19 protein-coding genes are annotated in these 19,794 nt (G+C 70.3%); 13 read left to right on the top strand and 6 right to left on the bottom strand.

The window, feature by feature from the left end; genetic code table 11:
* A partial coding sequence (locus tag VED21_RS01495; RefSeq protein WP_324880535.1) for a DNA-3-methyladenine glycosylase I occupies positions 1-440 on the top strand: 440 nt, incomplete at its 5' end.
* A gap of 18 nt (positions 441-458) precedes the next feature.
* Here VED21_RS01495 and VED21_RS01500 read toward each other — a convergent pair.
* On the bottom strand, positions 459-1,322 hold the full coding sequence (locus VED21_RS01500) for an alpha/beta hydrolase (protein ID WP_324880536.1): 864 nt from the start codon (positions 1,320-1,322) through the stop codon (positions 459-461).
* Positions 1,323-1,541: 219 nt separating this feature from the next.
* Here VED21_RS01500 and VED21_RS01505 point away from each other — a divergent pair, with 219 nt between their 5' ends.
* From VED21_RS01505 to VED21_RS01525, 5 genes are read left to right on the top strand one after another with little or no spacing between them, the layout of a single operon-like run.
* Positions 1,542-2,201 (top strand): TetR/AcrR family transcriptional regulator, encoded by a 660-nt coding sequence (locus tag VED21_RS01505; protein ID WP_324880537.1) that lies wholly within the window; start codon positions 1,542-1,544, stop codon positions 2,199-2,201.
* Positions 2,194-3,336, top strand: coding sequence for an efflux RND transporter periplasmic adaptor subunit (locus tag VED21_RS01510; protein ID WP_324880538.1), 1,143 nt, complete (start codon positions 2,194-2,196; stop codon positions 3,334-3,336). Before VED21_RS01505 ends, VED21_RS01510 begins: the two co-directional genes overlap by 8 nt.
* 55 nt (positions 3,337-3,391) lie before the next feature.
* Complete coding sequence (locus VED21_RS01515; protein ID WP_324880539.1) at positions 3,392-3,688, top strand: BrnT family toxin; 297 nt, start codon at positions 3,392-3,394, stop codon at positions 3,686-3,688.
* Entirely contained in the window at positions 3,669-3,965 is a 297-nt protein-coding gene (locus tag VED21_RS01520; protein ID WP_324880540.1) for a BrnA antitoxin family protein, read from the top strand. Before VED21_RS01515 ends, VED21_RS01520 begins: the two co-directional genes overlap by 20 nt.
* A gap of 44 nt (positions 3,966-4,009) precedes the next feature.
* The gene (locus VED21_RS01525) at positions 4,010-7,150 is read left to right on the top strand and encodes an efflux RND transporter permease subunit (protein WP_324880541.1); all 3,141 of its coding nucleotides are present in this window, start codon (positions 4,010-4,012) and stop codon (positions 7,148-7,150) included.
* Between the two features lie 129 nt (positions 7,151-7,279).
* Here VED21_RS01525 and VED21_RS01530 read toward each other — a convergent pair whose 3' ends face one another.
* The 5 genes from VED21_RS01530 to VED21_RS01550 all read right to left on the bottom strand — a co-directional run bounded on the left by VED21_RS01530 (position 7,280) and on the right by VED21_RS01550 (position 14,106).
* On the bottom strand, positions 7,280-10,402 hold the full coding sequence (locus VED21_RS01530) for an efflux RND transporter permease subunit (RefSeq protein WP_324880542.1): 3,123 nt from the start codon (positions 10,400-10,402) through the stop codon (positions 7,280-7,282).
* Entirely contained in the window at positions 10,399-11,598 is a 1,200-nt protein-coding gene (locus tag VED21_RS01535) for an efflux RND transporter periplasmic adaptor subunit (RefSeq protein ID WP_324880543.1), read from the bottom strand. Before VED21_RS01535 ends, VED21_RS01530 begins: the two co-directional genes overlap by 4 nt.
* Before the next feature lie 116 nt (positions 11,599-11,714).
* Entirely contained in the window at positions 11,715-12,533 is an 819-nt protein-coding gene (locus VED21_RS01540) for a 3-keto-5-aminohexanoate cleavage protein (RefSeq protein WP_324880544.1), read from the bottom strand.
* Between the two features lie 98 nt (positions 12,534-12,631).
* Positions 12,632-13,549, bottom strand: a complete 918-nt coding sequence (locus tag VED21_RS01545; protein WP_324880545.1) for an alpha/beta hydrolase — start codon at positions 13,547-13,549, stop codon at positions 12,632-12,634.
* Positions 13,546-14,106, bottom strand: coding sequence for a DUF2087 domain-containing protein (locus tag VED21_RS01550; RefSeq protein ID WP_324880546.1), 561 nt, complete (start codon positions 14,104-14,106; stop codon positions 13,546-13,548). The genes VED21_RS01545 and VED21_RS01550 overlap by 4 nt, the downstream gene beginning before the upstream one ends.
* Positions 14,107-14,824: 718 nt before the next feature.
* Here VED21_RS01550 and VED21_RS01555 point away from each other — a divergent pair.
* The 7 genes from VED21_RS01555 to soxZ form a co-directional block, all read left to right on the top strand.
* Entirely contained in the window at positions 14,825-15,436 is a 612-nt protein-coding gene (locus VED21_RS01555) for a cytochrome c (protein WP_324880547.1), read from the top strand.
* 16 nt (positions 15,437-15,452) lie between these two features.
* A complete protein-coding gene (locus VED21_RS01560) occupies positions 15,453-16,745 on the top strand; it encodes an FCSD flavin-binding domain-containing protein (RefSeq protein ID WP_324880548.1) in 1,293 nt (430 codons plus the stop codon).
* Positions 16,746-16,871: 126 nt separating this feature from the next.
* Positions 16,872-17,441 carry a NapC/NirT family cytochrome c gene (locus tag VED21_RS01565; RefSeq protein WP_324880549.1) on the top strand — a complete coding sequence of 190 codons (570 nt, stop codon included), beginning with the start codon at positions 16,872-16,874 and terminating at the stop codon, positions 17,439-17,441.
* Positions 17,442-17,449: 8 nt separating this feature from the next.
* The gene (locus VED21_RS01570; protein WP_324880550.1) at positions 17,450-18,751 is read left to right on the top strand and encodes a cytochrome c; all 1,302 of its coding nucleotides are present in this window, start codon (positions 17,450-17,452) and stop codon (positions 18,749-18,751) included.
* A 21-nt stretch (positions 18,752-18,772) separates the two neighbouring features.
* Entirely contained in the window at positions 18,773-19,006 is a 234-nt protein-coding gene (locus VED21_RS01575; RefSeq protein WP_324880551.1) for a sulfurtransferase TusA family protein, read from the top strand.
* A gap of 14 nt (positions 19,007-19,020) precedes the next feature.
* Positions 19,021-19,500 carry a thiosulfate oxidation carrier protein SoxY gene (gene soxY / locus VED21_RS01580; protein ID WP_324880552.1) on the top strand — a complete coding sequence of 160 codons (480 nt, stop codon included), beginning with the start codon at positions 19,021-19,023 and terminating at the stop codon, positions 19,498-19,500.
* Between the two features lie 10 nt (positions 19,501-19,510).
* Positions 19,511-19,794: thiosulfate oxidation carrier complex protein SoxZ (gene soxZ, locus VED21_RS01585; RefSeq protein WP_324880553.1), on the top strand; the 284-nt coding region annotated here is incomplete at its 3' end.

The raw sequence follows: 19,794 nt of genomic DNA on the forward strand, positions 1-19,794 counted from the left end.
TCGCCAAGCGCGAGAATTTTCGCGGCGCGTTTCGTGACTTCGACATTGAGAAGGTCGCGCGCTTCGGCGAGCGCGACGTCGCCCGTCTGCTCCGCGACGAGGGCATCATCCGCCATCGCGGCAAGATCGAGGCGACGATCAACAACGCGAAGCGCGCCCGCGAGCTGGTCGCCCGCGAGGGCTCGCTCGCCGCCTTCCTGTGGCGCTACGAGCCGGACCCCAAGACGCTGGGCCCGCCGCAGACCGCCTCCACCTCGGCCGTGTCGATCGCGCTGTCGAAGGACCTCAAGAAGATGGGCTGGCAGTTCGTCGGCCCGACGACGGTCTACGCCTTCATGCAGGCGATGGGGCTGATCAACGACCACGCCGAGGGCTGTTCGATCCGGCCGGAAGCCGAACTGGCGCGCGCGGCGTTCAAGCGGCCGACGGGCAACGCCTGACCCTCCTCCGCTGCGGCCCTACGCGTACTGCCTTGCCCGCTCCGCCCGGTCGGCGAGGCGGGCGAGGTCGGTGACGGCGTCGCGCAGCAGTGCCGCGTGGCTCCACGGCAGGAAGTGGTCGGCGTCCGGCACCGGCACGCAGCGCACGAGGCGCGAGCCGGTCAGCCGCTCCGCCGTGAAGGCCATGTTGGCGTAGGGCACCAGCGGGTCCTTCGTGCCGTGCAGCAGCGTCACCGGCACACGGATGCCGCCCAGCCGCGCGGCCAGCCCCGGCAGTTGCCCCTTCAGCGCCAGCAACTCACGGTTCGCGTTGCGCAGCGAGCGCGGCAGGCACCGGGCCACCCACCGCCACGCCGCCACGCGCTGGAGCGGGTGCACGCGTTCCAATTCGGCATCCAGCGCGCCGCCGACGATCAGCAGCCCGCCGACGGCGCCGCCGAAATCGGCCGCCGCCCGCGCGGCGATCGGCCCGCCCAGCGAATAGCCCACCAGGATCGGCTTGCGCCCAGCGCGCTCCTCCAGCAAAGGCGCCAGCGCCGCCGCCTGCTCGTCCAACTCCGTCGGCGCCGCGTCCGGCCCGCTCCAGCCGAAGCCGGGGCGATCAACGGCAACGAACTCCAGCCCGGCCGGGACCTCCTTCAGCAGGTGCGACCAGTCCTCCGCCTCGCTCGGGCTGCCGTGGATGAAGATCACGCGCCGTCCCTGCGGGTCGCCGGCCGACAGACAGCTCAAGGTCCCGGTCGTGCGGCGGGTGATGCCGTGCCTGCACTCCCCCGGCGCCCAATGACCGTGCCGCGGGGTGACGAGGTCGAACACGGTGCGCAGCGCACTGCCCAGCCAGCGCAGGTCGAAGCGCATACCGTCCGCGCGCGCCGAGGTCATCGCCGGATCCGTGCGTATCGATAGGCCTTCAAGCGCGCACCTTCATGATTCGTCTCCACCCGGACCGATGATAGCGACGCGCGCGCGAATTGACAGCCGCCACCGTCCCCGGAATCGGCATGCCGCGATCTTGACACAGCACCGCCGCACCCGATATTGAATGAACGTTCATTATCGTTCGCGTACGCTGCAATCCGGCACTCCTTTTCCCGCACTCCAATGCCCGACGACGGTTCCCCTCCCCCCCAGCGCCGCAACCGGCGCAAGGACGCGCGCCCGGCCGAGGTGATCGAGGCCGCGCGCGACCTGTTCATTTCCCGCGGCTTCGCCGCGACCAAGCTGGAGGACGTGGCGCGCCGCGCCGGGGTCAGCGTCGGCCTGCCCTACCTCTACTTCGAGAACAAGGTCGGCCTGTTCAAGGCGGTGGTGGAGCACTCCATCCTGCCGCAGTTCCGCCTGGGCGAAGAGATGCTCGACGGCTTCGACGGCCCGACCGAGGACCTGCTGCGCACCATGGCGCACAAGTACTGGGAGCTGGAGCAGTCGCCGCTGGGCGGCCTGCCCAAGCTGGTGATCGCGGAGGCCGGCAACTTCCCCGACCTCGCGCGCTTCTACATCGACCACGTGGTGGTGCGTGGCCGCGCGCTGTTCACCCGCGTGCTACAGCGCGGCATCGACCGCGGCGAATTCCGACCGTTCGACGCGCCGACCATGGCGCGCGTGGTGGCGGCCCCGCTGACCATGCTGTCGGTCTGGCACCACTCGCTGGCGCCATTCGAGCCGGAGCCCAGGCCCACGGCGCATTCCTACCTCGACGCCTACCTCGACCTCGTCCTGCACGGCCTGCGGGCCAACCCTGGGAATCCCCGACATGACTGACGGCACGCCGCGCCGGCGCCTGCGGCGCATCCTCGCCACCGCCCTCGTCGCCGCCCTGGCGGCGGGCGGCGCCGTCGTCTGGCAGGGCCGCTCCAAGGGGCAGGCGGCGGTGGACCACGCCCCGCCGCCCGCCGTGCGCCCCATCGAGCTGGCCCCCGTGGAAGTGACCACGGTGATGCCGCGGACGCTGACCGCCGGCGTGCGCCTCACCGGCTCCGTCAAGCCGCTGGAGCAGTCCACCGTCAAGGCGGAGGTGGCCGCCAAGCTGACCGAGGTGCTGGTGCGCGAGGGGCAGACGGTGAAGCGCGGCGACGTGCTCGCCCGCTTCGACCGGGTGGAACTGGCGGCGAAGCTGGCCGAAAAGGAAAGCAACCTGGAAGGCGCCAAGGCGCAGCTGGTGCTGGCCGAGAAGACGCGGGCCAAGAACCTGGCCCTGCGCCGCAGCGACATCGTCGCCGAGACCACGCTGGACCAGGCGCAGAGCACCTTCCAGTTCCAGCAGGCGCAGGTGGCGGCGCTGACCGCGCAGGTGGAACTGGCGCGCGAGGCGCTGCGCGACGCCGTGGTGACCGCCCCCATCGACGGCACCGTGTCCGAACGCACGGTGACGCCGGGCGAGACGCTGGCGGTGAACGCCAAGATGTTCACCCTGGTCGACCTGCGCACGGTGGAGGTGGAGGCCGTCGTCCCCGCCGACGAGGTGGCGCGCCTGAAGCCCGGCCAGACCGCGACGTTCCGCGTCGACGGCTTCGGCGAACGCGAGTTCCGCGGCACCATCGCCCGCATCAACCCGATGACGCAGGCCGGCAGCCGCGCCATCCCCGTCTACGTCGGCGTGGACAACGCCGACGGCTCGCTGCGCGGCGGCATGTTCGCCAACGGCGAGGCCGTCGTGGCCGAGGCCGCAGGCGCCATCGCCCTGCCCCCCACCGCCCTGCGCAAGGACGACGACGGCGACTTCGTGCTGGCGGTCGCCGACGGCCAGCTGGTCCGCCGCAAGGTGGTGCGCGGTTCGGCGTGGGCGCGCGGCGACCTCGTCCAGGTGGACGGGCTGAACCCCGGCGAGGTGGTCGTCACCGGCCCCCTGCCGGGCCTGAAGGCCGGCACGGCGGTGACCGTGGCCGGACGGTCGTAGAGATCCTTGACGCTCTTGTTTTGTAGTTACATTTTTGTAGTTACAAGAGGCCACCGTGCGCTGGACGTGGGACCCGAAGAAGGCCGCGAGGAACAAGCGGCCACCGCCGGAAGGCCACGGCGTCAGCTTTGAACTCGTGGAGAAGGCGTTGGCCGATCCCTTCGCCGCGTCGCAGCCCGACCCTCACCCGGACGGTGATCGTTGGAACACCCTGTGCCAGATCGGTGGCGTCGTCCTCTTTGTGGTTCACACGTGGCCCGACGAAGACGATGGCGACGAGGTCGGCCGCATCATCAGCGCCAGGAAGGCGACGTCTCATGAAAGGAGGGCCTATGAAGACGGGCAGTTCTAAGCCGCTTACGGTGGAGCAGGAAGCCGAGCTGAAGGCGCTCGCCGCCATGAGCGACGACGAGATCGACACCCGCGACATGCCCGAGGTCAAGGACTGGTCCAAGGCCAAGCGCGGCGCGCTGTACCGCCCGCTGAAGAAGTCGCTGACCGTCCGCTTCGACGCCGACGTCGTCGAATGGTTCAAGAATCACGGCGGTGACGGCGAGAAGGGTTACCAGACCCGCATGAACAAGGCCCTGCGCGAGTACATCCAGCGCCACCAGCACGAGCCCGGCTGACGTCCGGCCGGCAACAGCCCTCTTCACGCTTTTCCAGGTCCCCCATGCCGATCACCCGCATCAGCGTCGACAACCCGGTCTTCGCCACCATGATGATGGTGGCGCTGATGGTGTTCGGCCTGTTCTCCTACCAGCGCCTGGGCGTCGAGCAGTTCCCGGACATCGACTTTCCCATCGTCGTCGTCTCCACCGAATACCCCGGCGCCAGCCCGGAATCGGTGGAGACGGAGATCAGCCGCCCGGTCGAGGAAGCCGTCAACACCATCGCCGGCATCAAGACGCTGACGTCGCGCTCCTACGAGGGGCGCTCCGTCGTCATCGCCGAGTTCGAGCTGAAGGTGGCCGCCGCCCAGGCGCTGCAGGACGTGCGCGAGAAGGTGGCGGCCATCCGCCCCACCTTCCGGACGGAGGTGAAGGATCCGCAGATCACCCGCTTCAACCCGGACGACCAGCCCATCATCTCGGTCGCCGTGAAGTCGGACATCCGCGCCCTGCGCGACCTGACCACGCTGACCGACCAGATCGTGCTGAAGCGGCTGCAGAACGTGCGCGGCGTGGGGCGCGCCACCATCGCCGGCGGCGTCAAGCGGCAGATCCAGGTGCGCCTGCGGCCCGAGCGGCTGGAGGCGCTGAACGTCGGCGTGGACGAGGTGATCCGCGCCGTCCGCAACGAGAACCAGGACGTTCCCGCCGGCACGGTGGAGGGCGGCGGGCGCGAGCGCGTGGTGCAGGTGGACGGCCGCGTGGTGCGTCCCGCCCAGCTCCTCGACCTCATCGTCGCGCGGCGCGGCGGCACGCCGGTGCGCCTGGGCCAAGTGGCCGAGGTGATCGACGGGCAGGAGGAACAGGACTCGGTGGCGCTGTTCAACGGCGCCCCGGCGCTGGCCGTGGACGTGGTGAAGATGCAGGGCGCCAACACCATCGAGACGGCGCGCGGCATCCGAACGGCGGTGGCGGAGCTTCAGGCCTCCGGCGTGCTGCCGGCCGACGTGCGGCTGGAGGTGGTGCGCGACACCGCGCGCGGCATCACCAACTCGCTGAACAACGTGCAGCGCACGCTGATCGAGGGCGGCTTCCTCACCATCGCCATCGTCATGCTGTTCCTGGGGTCCTGGCGCAGCACGGTGATCACCGGCCTGACCCTGCCCGTGGCGGTGCTGGGCACCTTCGCGGTGCTGCTGCTGATGGGCTTCACCATCAACATGATGACGCTGATGGCGCTGTCGCTGGCCATCGGCATCCTCATCGACGACGCCATCGTGGTGCGCGAGAACATCATGCGCCACCTGCACGCCGGCCAGGACCACCGGCAGGCGGCGCTGGACGGCACCAGGGAGATCGGGCTGGCGGTGCTGGCGACCACGCTGACCATCGTGGCGGTGTTCCTGCCGGTGGCCTTCATGGGCGGCATCATCGGCCGGTTCTTCTTGCAGTTCGGCATCACCGTGTCGGCGGCGGTGCTGATCTCGCTGTTCGTGTCCTTCACGCTCGACCCCATGCTGTCCAGCGTGTGGTACGACCCGGCGGCGCACGGCAAGCACGGGCGCGGCCCCTTCGGCCGCCTCGCGGTCGCGTTCGAGCGCGGGTTCGACCGCTTCGCGCGCGCCTACGGCCGGGCGCTGGGCTGGGCGCTGCGGTGGCGCTGGGTGGTGCTGGTGGTGGCGCTGGTGGCGTTCTTCGGCAGCTTCGCCCTGGTCCGCTTCATCGGCACGGAGTTCGTGCCCGCCGCCGACCTGGGCGAGATGGTGGTGGAGATCGAGGCGCCCGTCGGCTCCTCGCTGGACTACACCACCGCCAAGATGCGGCAGGTGGAGGGTGCGCTGCGCGAGTTCCCGGAGGTCGCCTACACCTACACCACGGTCAACACGGGTGCCGCGGTGGGCAAGAACCGCGGCTTCGTCTACATCCGCCTGACACCGATCGAGCAGCGCACGCGTTCGCCCACCGATTTGCAGGTGCCGATCCGCGCGCGGCTGGCCAGAGTGCCGGGCATCCTCGTCGCCGTCGGCATCCCCGGCGCCATGGGCACGCAGAAGCAGTTGCAGCTGTCCATCCAGGGCCGCGACATCGCCGAGTTGGACCGCATCTCGCAGCGGGTGATGGCCGCCATGCAGGGGATCCCCGGCCTCGTCGACGTGGATTCCACCCTGAAGGCCGCCAAGCCGACGCTGTCGGTGAAGCTGGACCGCGATCTGGCGAGCGAGTTGGGCATCGGCACCGCGCAGGTGGCGCAGACGCTGCGCCCGCTGTTCGCGGGCGACAAGGTCTCCACCTGGAAGGCGCCGGACGGCGAGACCTACGACGTGCTGGTCCGCCTGCCCGAGCATGACCGGGCGGGGCGCGCCGACCTGGACCGCATCCACCTCGCCAGCCCCCTGCCCACGGCGGACGGCACGCCGCGCATGATCCCGCTGTCGCAGGTGGCGCAGGTGGACACCACGCTGGGCGCCTCGCAGATCAACCGCCGCGACCTGTCGCGCGAGGTGAACGTCAGCGCCAACGTGCAGGGCCGCCCGGCCGGCGACGCCGGCCGCGACCTGCAGGCGGCGATCAAGGGGATCGAGCTGCCGCCCGGCTACCGCTTCGTCTTCGGCGGCTCCACCAAGGACATCGCGGAGACGACGGGCTATGCGGCGCAGGCGCTGGGGCTGGCGGTGATCCTCATCTACCTGATCCTGGCGTCGCAGTTCGGCAGCTTCCTCCAGCCGCTGGCCATCATGGCGTCGCTGCCCATGGCGCTGATCGGCGTGTTCGGCGGGCTGCTGGTGGCGCACTCCACGCTGAACATCTTCTCCGCCATCGGCTTCATCATGCTGATGGGCCTCGTCACCAAGAACGCCATCCTGCTGGTCGACTTCGCCAACCAGGCGCGCGCCGCCGGCAAGAGCCTGCATGACGCCATCGTCGAGGCCGGCATCATCCGCCTGCGCCCCATCGTCATGACCACCATGGCGATGATCTTCGGCATGCTGCCCCTGGCGCTGGGCATCGGCGAGGGTGCCCAACAGCGCGCCCCCATGGCGCACGCGGTGATCGGCGGGCTGATCAGCTCGACGCTGCTGACGCTGCTGGTGGTGCCGGTGATCCTGTCCTACCTGGACGGCCTGTCGCGCCGCCTAAAGCGCTGGTTCGGGCCGAAGCACCCGGTCGCTAATCCCTCCCCCGCCCCCGGCGGGGGAGGCTAGGAGGGGGCAAGGTCTGTCTGGCAGGCCATGGCGCAACGGATTCTCGCGCACAACTGGCCCCCACCCTTCCCATGCTGCGCATGGGCCCCTTCCCTCCCCCGCCGGAGGCGAGGGAGGGAGAAAAAAAGCCTATTCGCCGCCGATCGCCGCACCGCCGTGCGGCACGCCTTGCCCGTGGCCGCGCAGGCGGTTCACGGCGTTGCCCAGCGATTCCATGTACAGGTACAGCACCGGCGTGATGTAGAGCGTCAGCAGCTGCGACACGATCAGCCCGCCGACCACGGCGAGGCCCAGCGGCTGGCGCAGCTCCGCCGCCGCACCGTGCGCCACGGCGATGGGCAGCGTTCCCATGATCGCCGCCATGGTCGTCATCATGATGGGGCGGAAGCGCAGCAGGCACGCCTTCTCGATGGCCTCGGCCGGGGCCATGCCGTCCTTGCGCTGCGCCTCCAGCGCGAAGTCGATCATCATGATGGCGTTCTTCTTGACGATGCCGATCAGCATCAGCACGCCGATCACCGCGATGACCGTCAGCTCCTGGTTGAACAGCATCAGGGTCGCCAGCGCCCCCACCGCCGCCGACGGCAGGCCGGACAGGATGGTCAGCGGGTGGATGAAGCTTTCGTACAGGACGCCCAGCACGATGTAGATCACCAGGATCGCGGCGGTGATCAGCAGCGCCTGCCCCGCCTGCGCGTCCTGGAACACCTGCGCGGTGCCGGCGAAGCCGGTGCTGACCGTGGCGGGCAGCGCCATCCGCTGCTCGATCGCCCGGATCGCCGCCACCGCGTCGCCCAGCGCCGCCCCCGGCGCCACGTTGAAGGAGATGGTAACGGCCGGCAGCTGCCCCTGGTGGTTCACCGACAGCGGCCCGGCCGTGCGCTCCACCCGCGCGAAGGCGTCCAGCGGGATCAGCTTGCCGGCCGTGTTGCGGATGTAGACGCGCGACAGCGCGCCGTCGTCCTGTTGGTAGCGCGGGTCCAGCTCGATGATGACCTGATAGTCGTTCGACGGCGTGTAGATGGTGGACACCTGCCGCTGCCCGAAGGCGCTGTACAGCGTCGAGCGCACCTGGTCCACCGCCACGCCCAGCGTCGCCGCCTTCTCGCGGTCGATGTGGACGTAGGCCTGCGGGCTGTTCAGCTGCAAATCGCTGGTGACGTCCTGCATGATCGGCACGTCGTGCATCGCCTGTTCCAGGCGCTGCGCCCAGGTGTACAGCTCCGGCAGGTCGAGCGCCTGGACGGTGTACTGGTACTGGCTTTTGGACGAGCGGCCGCCCAGGCGCAGGTTCTGCACCTGCTGGATGAACACGGCGAAGCCGGGGATGCGCTGCAGCTCGCGCCGCAGTTCCTGCACCACCTGCGGCGCCGGGGCGCGCGCGTCGCGCGGCTTCAGCGCCACGAACATGCGCCCGGTGTTGGACGTCGGGTTCGGCCCGCCGGCCCCGGCGGAGGAGTTGACGTAGGCCACCGCCGGGTGCGCCTGCACGATGGCCGCCGCCTGCCGCTGCCGCTCCGCCATCGCCGGGAAGGAGACGTCGGGGGCGGCCTCGGTCTGGATGAACAGCTGGCCCAGGTCCTCGGTCGGGAAGAAGCCCTTGGGGATGGCCGTGTAGAAATGCGCGGTGCCGACGATGGTGGCGAGGAACACCACCAGCATCGCCGGCCGGTGCCGCAGGCACCAGCGCAGCGTGACGGCGTAGGCGCGCAGCATGGCGTCGAACCCGGCCTCCAGCACGCGGCCGAACACGCCCTCCTGCTCGCCGTGCTTTTCACGCTTCAGGAAGCGGGAGCACAGCATGGGCGTCAGCGTCAGCGACACGAAGGCCGACGCGCCGATGGCCATGGTGACCACCACCGCGAACTCGTGGAACAGCCGCCCGACGACGCCGCCCATCAGCAGGATCGGGATGAACACCGCCACCAGCGACAGGGTGATCGACACGATGGTGAAGCCGATCTCGCGGGCGCCCTTGATCGCCGCCTGGAAGGGGGCCATGCCCTCCTCCACGTAGCGGACGATGTTCTCCAGCATGACGATGGCGTCGTCGACCACGAGGCCGACCGACAGCGTCAGCGCCAGCAGCGAGATGTTGTCGATGGAAAAGCCCATCACCTGCATGCCCGCCGCCGTGGCGACCAGCGAGATCGGCACCGCCAGCGCCGGGATCATGGTGGCCGACAGCTTGCGCAGGAACAGGAATATCACCAGCACCACCAGCGCCACCGTCAGCGCCAGGGTGAACTGCACGTCCTCCACCGCCTCGCGGATGGAGATGGAGCGGTCGTTGGTCACCTCGATCGACACGCTGGGCGGCAGCTGCGCGCGGAAGGCCGGCAGCTGCTCGCGCACGCGGTCCACCACGTCCACCGTGTTGGCGTCGGGCTGGCGCTGCACGGCCAGGATGATGGCGCGCGTGCCGTTGTACCAGCTGGCGACACGGGTGTTCTCGACGCTGTCCAGCACGGTCGCCACGTCGCCCAGGCGGACGGGCGCGCCGTTGCGGTGCGCGATGATCAGGCCGCGGAACGCCTCGGCGTCGGGCAGCTGCGGGTTGGCGGCCAGCACCAGCTGCTGGCGCTCGCCCGACAGGGTGCCGACCGGCGTGTTGGCGTTGGCCGAGGCCAGGGCCTTCTGCACCTCGTCGATGCCGATGCCGCGGATGGCCAGCGCGTTGGGGTCCACCTGCACCCGCACCGCGTACTTCTGGGAGCCGTAGATCAGCACCTGCGCCACGCCCGGCAGGGTGGCGACGCGCGGCTGCACGATCGTCTCGGCATAGTCGTTCAGCGCCGACAGCGGCTGCGTGGGCGAGGACAGCGACAGGAACAGGATCGGCTGGTCGGCCGGGTTGACCTTGCGGTAGCTGGGCGCCGTGGTCATTTCCGCCGGCAGGCGGCGCTGGGTGCGGGCGATGGCCGCCTGAACGTCGGCCGCCGCGTCGTCGATGTTGCGCTCCAGCACGAACTGGATGGTGATCGACGTGCTGCCCAGCGTCGAGGAGGAGGTGATGGTGTCGATGCCGGCGATGGTCGAGAACTCGCGTTCCAGCGGCGAGGCGACGGAGGCCGCCATCGTCTCCGGGCTGGCGCCGGCCAGACTGGCATTGACGTTGACGACGGGAAAGTCGACGCGCGGCAGCGCCGCCACCGGCAACTGGCGATAGCCCGCGACGCCCGCCAGGATCAGCGCCGCCGTCAGCAGGATCGTCATGACGGGGCGGCGGATGCACAGCTCGGACAGGTTCATGACGGACCTCCCGCCGTGCCGGCCTTGCTCGCCTCGGCCTTGCCGCCGGGCTCGCCCTTCTTGTCGCCGGGCGGGGCGCGGTCAGCCACCGGGGCGCCGGGGTAGAGGCGCGACTGGCCGTCCACCACAACCTTCTCGCCCGCCTTCAAGCCGCCGGCGACCACCGCCAGCCCCGCGTGCGTACGGGCGACGGTGACGGTGCGCAGTTCCACCGTGTTGTCGGGCTTGACGACGTAGACATAGCGCCCCTCCTGCCCAGTCTGCACGGCGTCGGCCGGCACGGTCAGCGCCTGCGGCTCGACCCGCAGGGTCAGCACCACGTCGACGAACTGGCCCGGCCACAGCACGGCTTCGGCGTTGGCGAACTCGCCCTTCACCAGGATGGTGCCGCTTTGCTGATCGACCTGGCTGTCGATGAAGGTCAGCGTGCCCTCGGCCCGCTCGCCCTGGCGGCCGGGCACGGAGGCCGCGACCTTCAGCGGACCGGCGGCCATCGCCTCGCGGATGGTCGCCAGATGGCGCTCGGCGATGTTGAAGGCGACGTTGATCGGGCGCAGCTGGGTCAGCGTCACCAGCGGCGTGGCATCGCCCGCGCGCACGTTGGCGCCGGCCTTGGCGGTGACCACGCCGGTGCGCCCGGCCATCGGCGCGTGGATGCGGGTGTAGCTCAGCGCCACCCTGGCGCTCTCGATCGCCGCCTGATCGGCCTTCACCGTGCCTTCCAGCGCGGCGGCGGTGGCGACGGCGGTGTCGTACTGGCTGCGGGCGATGGCGTCGCGCTTGACCAGCTGGTTGTAGCGCTCGACGTCCATGCGCGCCTTTTCCAGGTTGGCGCTGTCGCGCTCCAGGTTGGCCTGCGCCTGACGCAGCTGGGCCTGCAGCGTGCGGTCGTCCAGGGTGAACAGCGGGTCGCCGGCCTTCACCTCCTGCCCTTCGGTGAAGTGCACCGTCTCCACCACCGTGTCGACCCGCGCCTTGATGGCGATGCTGGCGATGGGCTGGACGTTGCCGATGGTGGCGATCTGCTCGGGCACCGGGCGGGTTTGCGCCGGCTGGATCACCACGGGGACGGCCTGCCGGCCGCCGGCCGCCGGCTTGGCCGCGGTTGCCGCTCCCGGACCCCGTTGCACGTACCACGCGTAGCCACCACCGGCCAGCACCGCAAGCACGAGGAGGAACGACAGAAACCGTTTCATGAAGGCGAATTCTCCGCAGGCTCCCGCCGGAAATCCGCCGACGGCCGAACAATGACGATACGGGGCCCGCCCCGCCAGTCAAGGACGGGTGGGTAACAGAATGTTACGGTACCCCGTCATATGGTGTGGGCAAACAGCCGCCGCGCCTGTTCCGGCGTGGCGACGGCGCGGCCCAGCACGGGCGCCAGCGCGGCCACCGCCGACACCAGCGCGGCGTTGTCCGGTGCCCGCGTGCCGTCGGGCAGGTCCATGTTGTTCTCGAAGCCGACGCGCACGTGCCCGCCCAGCGCCGCCGCGGCGGCCATGCACGCCGCCTCCCGCCGGCCGAAGGCGCACACCGCCCACGGCAGCGGGCGCGTCCAGGCGTTCAGGAACGGCAGCAGGTCGCGCGGGTCGGACTGCTGCCCGGCCGTGTAGCGGCCGAGCACGAACAGCACGCCGGCGTTCGTTTCCGGAATGACGCCGCGCCGCATCAGATCGTCGAAGCGCGCCACGTCGGCATCATCATACAGAATGTGCTGCACCAGCGTGCCGGCGTGTGCCTGTTCCGCCAGGAAGCCGGCGGCGGCCGACTCCGCCCCGGCGTCGGGCACCAGCTCGCGCACGGCGGCCGAGAACGCCTCCGGCCGCAGGGCGCGCATGGCGGCCATCTGCTGTTCCGCCGTGTAGATGCCGACCGCCTCGGTGGTCGCCTGGATCAGCAGGTCCGGCCCCGCCTCGCGCCGCACGGCGGCGATGGCGGCGCGGTAGGCGTCGGGGTCCAGCGTGTGGCGCCCGGCCGCGTCGCGCACGTGCAGGTGGATCATCGCCGCCCCGGCGTCGCGGCAGCGCGCGGCCTCCCGGCCGATCTCGTCGGGGGTCAGCGGGATCGCCGGGTGATCGGCCTTGCCGCGGCGCGCGCCGTTCGGCGCCACGGTGATGATCAGCGGCGTCATGCGTTCCCTCCCGGATTGTTTCCATAGGATACGAAGTGCCGGCCCGGCTGTCGCCGGTTTTCCGTGGCCGGCGCGCCATGCCGGCCACGGAAAACGCGTCATCCGGCAACCGTCCCGAGGAACGCGCCGACCCGCCGCCGCACGGCCTCGCGGTGGGTGAAGACCGCGACGTGCTCGCCGCCGTCGATCTCCATCAGTTCGGCCCCCGGCACGCGCGCGGCCAGGCGGCGCGCGTCGGCGACCGGGACCAGCGCGTCGGCGCTGCCGTGCACGACCAGCGTCGGGCAGGCGATGCGCTCCAGCGGGTAGTCGGCCGGGCCACGGCTCCGCGCGATGTCGTTGCGGGTGCCGGCCATCCGCTCGCCCATCCGCTCGGCCGTGCTCAGCAGCAGGGCGGTGAACAGCGGCCCGGCCTCCGGGTCGGCCAGCGTCCGCCGCCGCAACTCCGGGTCGCGCACCGATCGGCTGGCCGCCCGCTCGGGATCCGCCGCCACCTTCCGGCGCATGGCGGCGGTGAGCGGCCCGCAGCGCGCCAGCAGACGCAGCAGGAGGAAGCGCAGCGGGATGCGCGTGCGCAGCGGCGCGCTGCACGCCGACACCATCACCAGCCCCCGGCAGCGGCCAGGATGGCGCAGGGCGAACTGCAGGGCGTTCAGCCCGCCGCCCGACACCGCCACCACCACGGCCGCGCCGATGCCCAGCGCGTCCAGCAGGTCGGCGAAGCGGTCCGCCTGCTCCTCCGGCGTGCGCCCGGCCGCCAGCGGCGTGCCGAGGTAGCCGGGCCGCGACACGGCGACGGTGCGATGCCCCGGCCCGACCACGGCGCGGGCCAGCACCATGGACTGGTCGTACCCGCCCATGGCGCCGTGGACCGCCAGAACGGCCGGCCCCTCCCTTTCGACCGCGCATTCGATCGGGCCGTTTCGGGTTGGCACGATCGCCGGGCGGATGCTGCGCAGGATGGCGTCCGCGGTGGTCGCCACATCGGGCACGGCTGCGGGAAGGGGCGGCGTCATGCCGCCCTCCCCGACCGGGCCTTCAGGTGGCGGATCAGGGCCAGCGCGTCGGCCGGCGGCCGGCGCTCCACCCGCCGGTATTCGCGCCCGTCGCGGGTGCGGGTCAGCATGCCCTGGTCGCACATGTCCCGCCGCAGCAGGGCATAGTCGCCGAAGCGGTGGTGCGCGGTCAGGAAATCGTTGATCTCCGGCTCGCTCAGCACCCGGTCGGCGGCGAGGCGCGACCACAGCACCCACAGGCACGGCAGCCGTTCGCTGTGCTTGCCCGGCCAGCGCGCCAGCGCGCCGGTTTCATCGAAGCAGCGGGCGATCCGCAGGATCTTGGCCGGGTCGACGGGCGGCTCGGCCGGTTCCGGCGGCGGGACGTTCTCCAAGCGCTCCTGCGCTTCGGCCCGGGAACGGAAGTGCTGGAAGTTGCGGTGCCCGGTCGCGCGGGCCAGCATGTTGAGCCATTCGACGTGGCCCGGCGGGTCGGTTCGTTCGGCAAGCTGCGCGCGCAACGAGCGCGCGAGCGCGGAAATGTCATCCGCGCAGAACGGCAGCGGCGTTCTGGACATGGCAAGATCCTCACAACGCGCCAATCCGGTAAGGGACTGCCGGTGGTCGCCGACTTCCGACGCGGCACGGCATGAGGTGTCGGTCGAGGTAGTGGACTGGCAGGTTTAGCTCCCCTCGCGGGGCGGCGACGCCTTGGTGAACTGCCGACCAAGCCGCACCCTAGCGCGCCCGTGCGGCACCGGCAACAGCGGAATGCCGCGCGGACCTGCGCATGCGAATTACTTGCAGTTGCGCACTCGCCGTTTTTTCGCTGGCGCTGCCATCACAGTTTGCTACATTAGCATATGCCGATTATCGCGCTTCCGGACCAACGGCGGCCGAGACGGCGTCAAAGGCGCACGAAAAGCGCCGGCCAAAGGCTTGATCGGATCGACACCAAGAGCAAGACCCGAAAACGGGCGAACCGGAGGCGGCCGAGGGTTCCGGCCTCCGACACACCTTTTGGAGGAGCGCACCATGCAGACCATCGGCTTCCATCGCCGGCCAAGGCCACCGGCAGCCTCCCCACTTCCCGCTTCGTGACGGGCGTGCGCGCCGCCGCCTGATGGCGCGCCCCGGCACCCGCACCCGCGCGATCGGGTGTGTGCCGGACCTCACGCAAACGCATCGAAGCCCCGTCCGCCCAATGGGCGGACCGCACGCGGCACCGCGCACAGCGGCCGTGCGGGTCGTGCTGCGCGCGCGGCCCGGGGTGGACACCCGAGGGAGAATGACAGCATGACACCGTCGCGCGTTCGCCGACTCCTGACCGCCTCCATCATCGCCGGTCTCACGGCCGGCGCCGGAACCGCACTCGCCCAATCCGCCCCTCAATCCGCATCGCCGGAGGCGCTGGCCAGCACCTGCGCCGGCTGCCACGGCACCGACGGCACCAGCCTTGGCCCGTCCACCCCGACCATCGCGTCGCTGTCGGTGGAATACTTCGTCATGTCCATGAAGGACTATAAGACCGGCAAGCGTCCGGCCACCGTCATGGACCGCATCGCCAAGGGCTATTCCGACGAGCAGATCGAGGCGATGGCCAAGTACTTCCAGCAGAAGCCCTTCGTCCGCGTCAGCCAGCCGGTCGACGACGGCAAGGTCAAGGCCGGCAAGGCGCTGGCCAAGAAGTACTGCGAGTCCTGCCACGAGGAGGAAGGCAAGGTCGGCGAGGGCGTCGGCGTCCTGGCCGGGCAGAAGCTGCCGTACATGCAGTACTCGGTCGTCGACTTCCTCGGCGGCAAGCGCGAGATGGAGAAGCGCCAGAAGCAGAAGTTCGAGGCCCTGGTCAACGAGCAGGGCCGGGACTCCTTCGACTCCATCCTGCACTACTACGCCAACGTGAAGTGAGCCGGGGGACCGCAGCATGACCATTTTGAATCGCCGCACCTTCATCCAGCTCACCGGCGCCGGCACGGCCGCCGGCATCATCGGCGCCCCCATGGTCGCCCGCGCCGCCGGCCCCAAGGTCGTGGTGATCGGCGGCGGCCCCGGCGGCGCCACCGCGGCCAAGTACCTGCGCCGCCTCGATCCCTCGATCGAGGTGACGCTGATCGAGCCGAACAAGGAATACTTCACCTGCTTCATGAGCAACGAAGTCCTGGCCGGCGACCGGACCATGGACGGCATCAAGGTCACCTACGACGGGCTGAAGAAGCACGGCATCACCGTCGTGCACGATCTGGTCACCGGCGTCGACGCGGCGGGCAAGAAGGTCACCACCAAGGGCGGCCAGACGTTCGCCTATGACCGCTGCATCATGGCGCCGGGCATCGACTTCAACTTCGAGGCCCTGCCCGGCTTCAGCGCCGAAGCGGCCGAGACGATGCCGCACGCCTGGAAGGCCGGCCCGCAGACCGCGCTCCTGCGCAAGCAGCTGGAGGCGATGCCGGACGGCGGCGTGTTCGTCATGGTGGCGCCGCCCAACCCGTTCCGCTGCCCGCCGGGCCCGTACGAGCGCGCCAGCCTCGTCGCCCACTACTTCAAGCAGCACAAGCCGAAGTCGAAGATCATCATCCTCGACCCCAAGGACAGCTTCTCCAAGCAGAAGCTGTTCGAGCAGGCGTGGACCAAGCTCTACGGCTTCGGCACCGACAAGAGCATGATCGAGTGGGTGCCGGGCGCCAAGGGCGGCAAGCCGGGCCGGATCGACGTCGCCGGCATGGCGGTCGAGACCGACTTCGACACCATCAAGGGCGCGGTGGTCAACGTCATCCCGCCGCAGAAGGCCGGCAAGATCGCCTTCGACGCCGGCATCGTCGAGGGCAGCTGGGCCACCGTCAACAAGGGCACCTTCGAATCGCTGAAGGCCCCCGGCATCCACGTGCTGGGCGACGCCAGCGACGCGGCGACCATGCCGAAGTCCGGCTACTCCGCCAACTCCCAGGCCAAGGTGTGCGCCGCGGCCGTGGCCGCGCTGCTGAAGGGTAAGGAGCCGCCGGCGCCGGCCTACGTCAACACCTGCTACTCCATCGCCGGAAAGGACCACTGCTTCTCGGTGGCGGGCGTCTACACCTACGACAAGGAGAAGAACGCCATTGCCGAGGTCGCGGGCTCGGGCGGCCTGTCCAGGCTCGACGCCTCCGACGAGGACCGCAAGCGCGAGGTAAGCTACGCCCACAGCTGGTACCGCAACGTCGTGGCGGACAGCTGGAGCTGATCCGCCGAAGGGCTGCCGTTGGGTTTTCGGCCTTGGCCTCAACCCAACCTACGACGAACCCGTAGGTTGGGTTGAGCGCCAGCGAAAACCCAACGCCGGACCGACCTCTTTCCAAGGAGTGCGCGCGTGTTTGGTCGTCTGGGGCGGTTGTTTTCGCGGCCGGCGGTTGCCGGCGGCGCCTGGGTCTTCCTGGTTGCCGGCATCGTCGCAACGGTGCTGTTCGTCGGCGGCTTCACGGTGTTCGCCGACCAGACCAACCGGCTGGAGTTCTGCATCTCCTGCCACGAGATGGAGAGCGGCCCCTACGCCGAGTACACCAAGACCATCCATTACAACAACCGCACGGGCGTGCGCGCGGTGTGCGCCGACTGCCACGTGCCCAAGGAGTTCGTGCCGAAGCTGGCCGCCAAGGTGATCGCCGCCAAGGACGTCTACCACCATCTGGCCGGCACCATCGACACCAAGGACAAGTTCGAGGCGCGGCGGCTGGAAATGGCGCAGCGCGTCTGGGCCACCATGGAGGCGTCGGGCTCGCGCGAGTGCAAGACCTGCCACAACTTCCAGGCCATGAACCTGGACGAACAGGGCCGCCGCGCCAAGAAGAAGCACCCCGAAGCCATGCAGGACGGTAAGCACTGCATCAACTGCCACAAGGGCATCGTGCACGAGCTGCCCAAGGGCTATGAGGGCGACTGACGATGCGCATGGTGTGGACAGCCCTGATTCTGATCGTGCTGGCCGTCGCGGCGGCGCCGGCCGGTGCGGCCGACAACAAGACGGACGACCTGGGCGCGGTGGCGCGCGGCGGCCGGCTCTACGACGACTGGCTGAAGGAACTGGGCGGCGAGCCCGCCCGCCTGCGCAAGAAGAACGGCGAGCGCCCGCAGCGCTGCGTCGCCTGCCACGGCTGGGACTACGGCGGGGCGAACGGCGTGAAGGGCCTGCGCGGCATGGCGGGCGGCGACCCGGCGTCCGTCATGGCCGTGCTGGTGGACGATGCGCACCGCTACACCGACGCGCTCGACCGCGCCGACTTCAACGATCTGGCGCTGTTCGTCACGCGCGGCCAGATCGACATGGCCGGGCTGATCGACCCGAAGACGCTGTCCGTGCGCGGCGATGCCGCCCGGGGCGTGCCGTTCTTCCAGACCGTGTGCGCCAACTGCCACGGCAACGACGGCCAGCAGATCGCCGACGCGCCGCCGCTGGGCGACCTCGCGCGCTCCAACCCCTGGCAGGCGCTGCACACGCTGCTCAACGGCCACCCCAGCGGCAACATGCCGTCGCTGCGGGCGCTCGACTCAGGCATCCTGCTGGACACGCTGGCGACGCTGCAGACGCTGCCGTCCCGCCACCCGATGGCGGCCATCGCGCGCGGCGGGCGCCTCTACGACACCTGGTACAAGGAAAACCACCGCGAGCCGCCGGCCGGCATCCACCCCGCCTATCCCATCGCGCTGGCCGACGGCGTGCAGGCGCGCACCACGTGGCGCTGCAAGGAGTGCCACGGCTGGGACTACCGCGGCAAGGACGGCGCCTACGGACCGGCCGACGACGGCAGCGAGGGGCACAACACCGGCATTACCGGCATCCGCGGCATGGCCGGGCGCGATCCGGCCGCCATCGTCGCGGTGCTGGGCGACAACCGGCACCGCTACACCGGCCTGCTCAGCGCCCGCGACATGGCCGACCTCGCGGTCTTCGTCTCCCGGGGGCAGGTCGACATGGACCGCACCATCGACCGCTACACCAAGGCCGTGCGCGGCGACGCGCAGGGCTATGCCCAGCATTACCAGACCATCTGCGCGACCTGCCACGGCCCGGACGGGCGGCAGATCCGCACCATGCCGCCGCTCGGCCGCATCGCCCGGGACGATCCCTGGCGCGCCCTGCACGGCATGCTGAACGGCCATCCGGGTGAGGCGATGCCGCCGCTGCGCTCGCTGCCCGAGGAGACCGCGGCCGGCATTCTCGCCCACGCGCAGACCCTGCCCATCCGCAAGTGACACCCAAAACCGGAGGACATCATGAGCGAAGCCAAGATCCTGGACGTCAAGGGCCTGAACTGCCCGCAGCCGATCGTCAAGGCGAAGAAGACCCTGCAGTCGGACGTCGCCGTCGGCGGCCTCTTGGAGGTGCACGCCACCGATCCGGGGGCACGCGACGACTTCGCCTCCTTCTGCCGCTCCACCGGCCACGAGCTGGTCGAGCAGAAGGAAGACGCCGGCACCTACATCTTCCTCATCCGCCGCAAGAAGTGACGGGAGTGCCCCCCATGCTTGAACTCTCTGGGTCCGAGATCCAGCCTCGGGCCAGCCGGCGCGCCGTGCTGCGCGCCGCGGGCGCGCTGGCGGCCGGCGCCGGCCTGCTGCCGGGCCCCGCCGCGGCCACGCCGGAGGCGACACGCAAGCTGATCACCGACCTCGCCGGCGGTGCGGCGCTGAAGGAAGGGCGAATCAAGCTCGACCTGCCGCAGGTGGCCGACAACGGCGCCACCGTGCCGGTGTCCGTCAAGGTCGACAGCCCAATGACGGCGCAGGACCATGTCCGCGCCCTCTACGTGCTGGCCGAGCACAACCCGATACCGGAGACCGCCATCTTCCGCTTCACCCCCGCCTGCGGCGAGGCGGAGGTGTCGCTGCGCATGCGCCTGGCGAAGACGCAGACCGTCTACGCCCTGGCGCAGATGAGCGACGGATCCGCCTACCTCGCCAAGGGCGAGGTGAAGGTGACCGTCGGCGGCTGCGGCACCTGAGGAGACGCCCATGAGCGAGAAGCCCCGCATCAAGATCCCGTCGTCCGCCAAGAAAGGCGAGGTCGTCGAGATCAAGACCATGGTCACGCACCCCATGGAGTCCGGCCAGCGCAAGGACGCCGCCGGCGCCGTGATCCCGCGCAAGATCCTCAACAAGTTCACCTGCAAGGCCAACGGGGCGGAGGTGTTCGCCGCCGACCTGTTCCCGTCCTTCGCCGCCAACCCCTACCTGACCTTCAAGCTGCGCATCGAGGCGACGACGAAGCTGGAGTTCGCCTGGACCGACGACGACGG

Source organism: Azospirillum sp. (assembly GCF_035627195.1).
In the GTDB taxonomy this organism is placed as follows: domain Bacteria; phylum Pseudomonadota; class Alphaproteobacteria; order Azospirillales; family Azospirillaceae; genus Azospirillum.

Bases quoted from the DNA above. Each gene is read 5' to 3' on its own strand.
- VED21_RS01500 (WP_324880536.1), bottom strand. From the start codon at position 1,322: ATGACCTCGGCGCGCGCGGACGGTATGCGCTTCGACCTGCGCTGGCTG.
- VED21_RS01505 (WP_324880537.1), top strand. From the start codon at position 1,542: ATGCCCGACGACGGTTCCCCTCCCCCCCAGCGCCGCAACCGGCGCAAG.
- VED21_RS01510 (WP_324880538.1), top strand. From the start codon at position 2,194: ATGACTGACGGCACGCCGCGCCGGCGCCTGCGGCGCATCCTCGCCACC.
- VED21_RS01520 (WP_324880540.1), top strand. From the start codon at position 3,669: ATGAAGACGGGCAGTTCTAAGCCGCTTACGGTGGAGCAGGAAGCCGAG.
- VED21_RS01525 (WP_324880541.1), top strand. From the start codon at position 4,010: ATGCCGATCACCCGCATCAGCGTCGACAACCCGGTCTTCGCCACCATG.
- VED21_RS01530 (WP_324880542.1), bottom strand. From the start codon at position 10,402: ATGAACCTGTCCGAGCTGTGCATCCGCCGCCCCGTCATGACGATCCTG.
- VED21_RS01535 (WP_324880543.1), bottom strand. From the start codon at position 11,598: ATGAAACGGTTTCTGTCGTTCCTCCTCGTGCTTGCGGTGCTGGCCGGT.
- VED21_RS01540 (WP_324880544.1), bottom strand. From the start codon at position 12,533: ATGACGCCGCTGATCATCACCGTGGCGCCGAACGGCGCGCGCCGCGGC.
- VED21_RS01545 (WP_324880545.1), bottom strand. From the start codon at position 13,549: ATGACGCCGCCCCTTCCCGCAGCCGTGCCCGATGTGGCGACCACCGCG.
- VED21_RS01550 (WP_324880546.1), bottom strand. From the start codon at position 14,106: ATGTCCAGAACGCCGCTGCCGTTCTGCGCGGATGACATTTCCGCGCTC.
- VED21_RS01555 (WP_324880547.1), top strand. From the start codon at position 14,825: ATGACACCGTCGCGCGTTCGCCGACTCCTGACCGCCTCCATCATCGCC.
- VED21_RS01560 (WP_324880548.1), top strand. From the start codon at position 15,453: ATGACCATTTTGAATCGCCGCACCTTCATCCAGCTCACCGGCGCCGGC.
- VED21_RS01570 (WP_324880550.1), top strand. From the start codon at position 17,450: ATGGTGTGGACAGCCCTGATTCTGATCGTGCTGGCCGTCGCGGCGGCG.
- VED21_RS01575 (WP_324880551.1), top strand. From the start codon at position 18,773: ATGAGCGAAGCCAAGATCCTGGACGTCAAGGGCCTGAACTGCCCGCAG.
- soxY (WP_324880552.1), top strand. From the start codon at position 19,021: ATGCTTGAACTCTCTGGGTCCGAGATCCAGCCTCGGGCCAGCCGGCGC.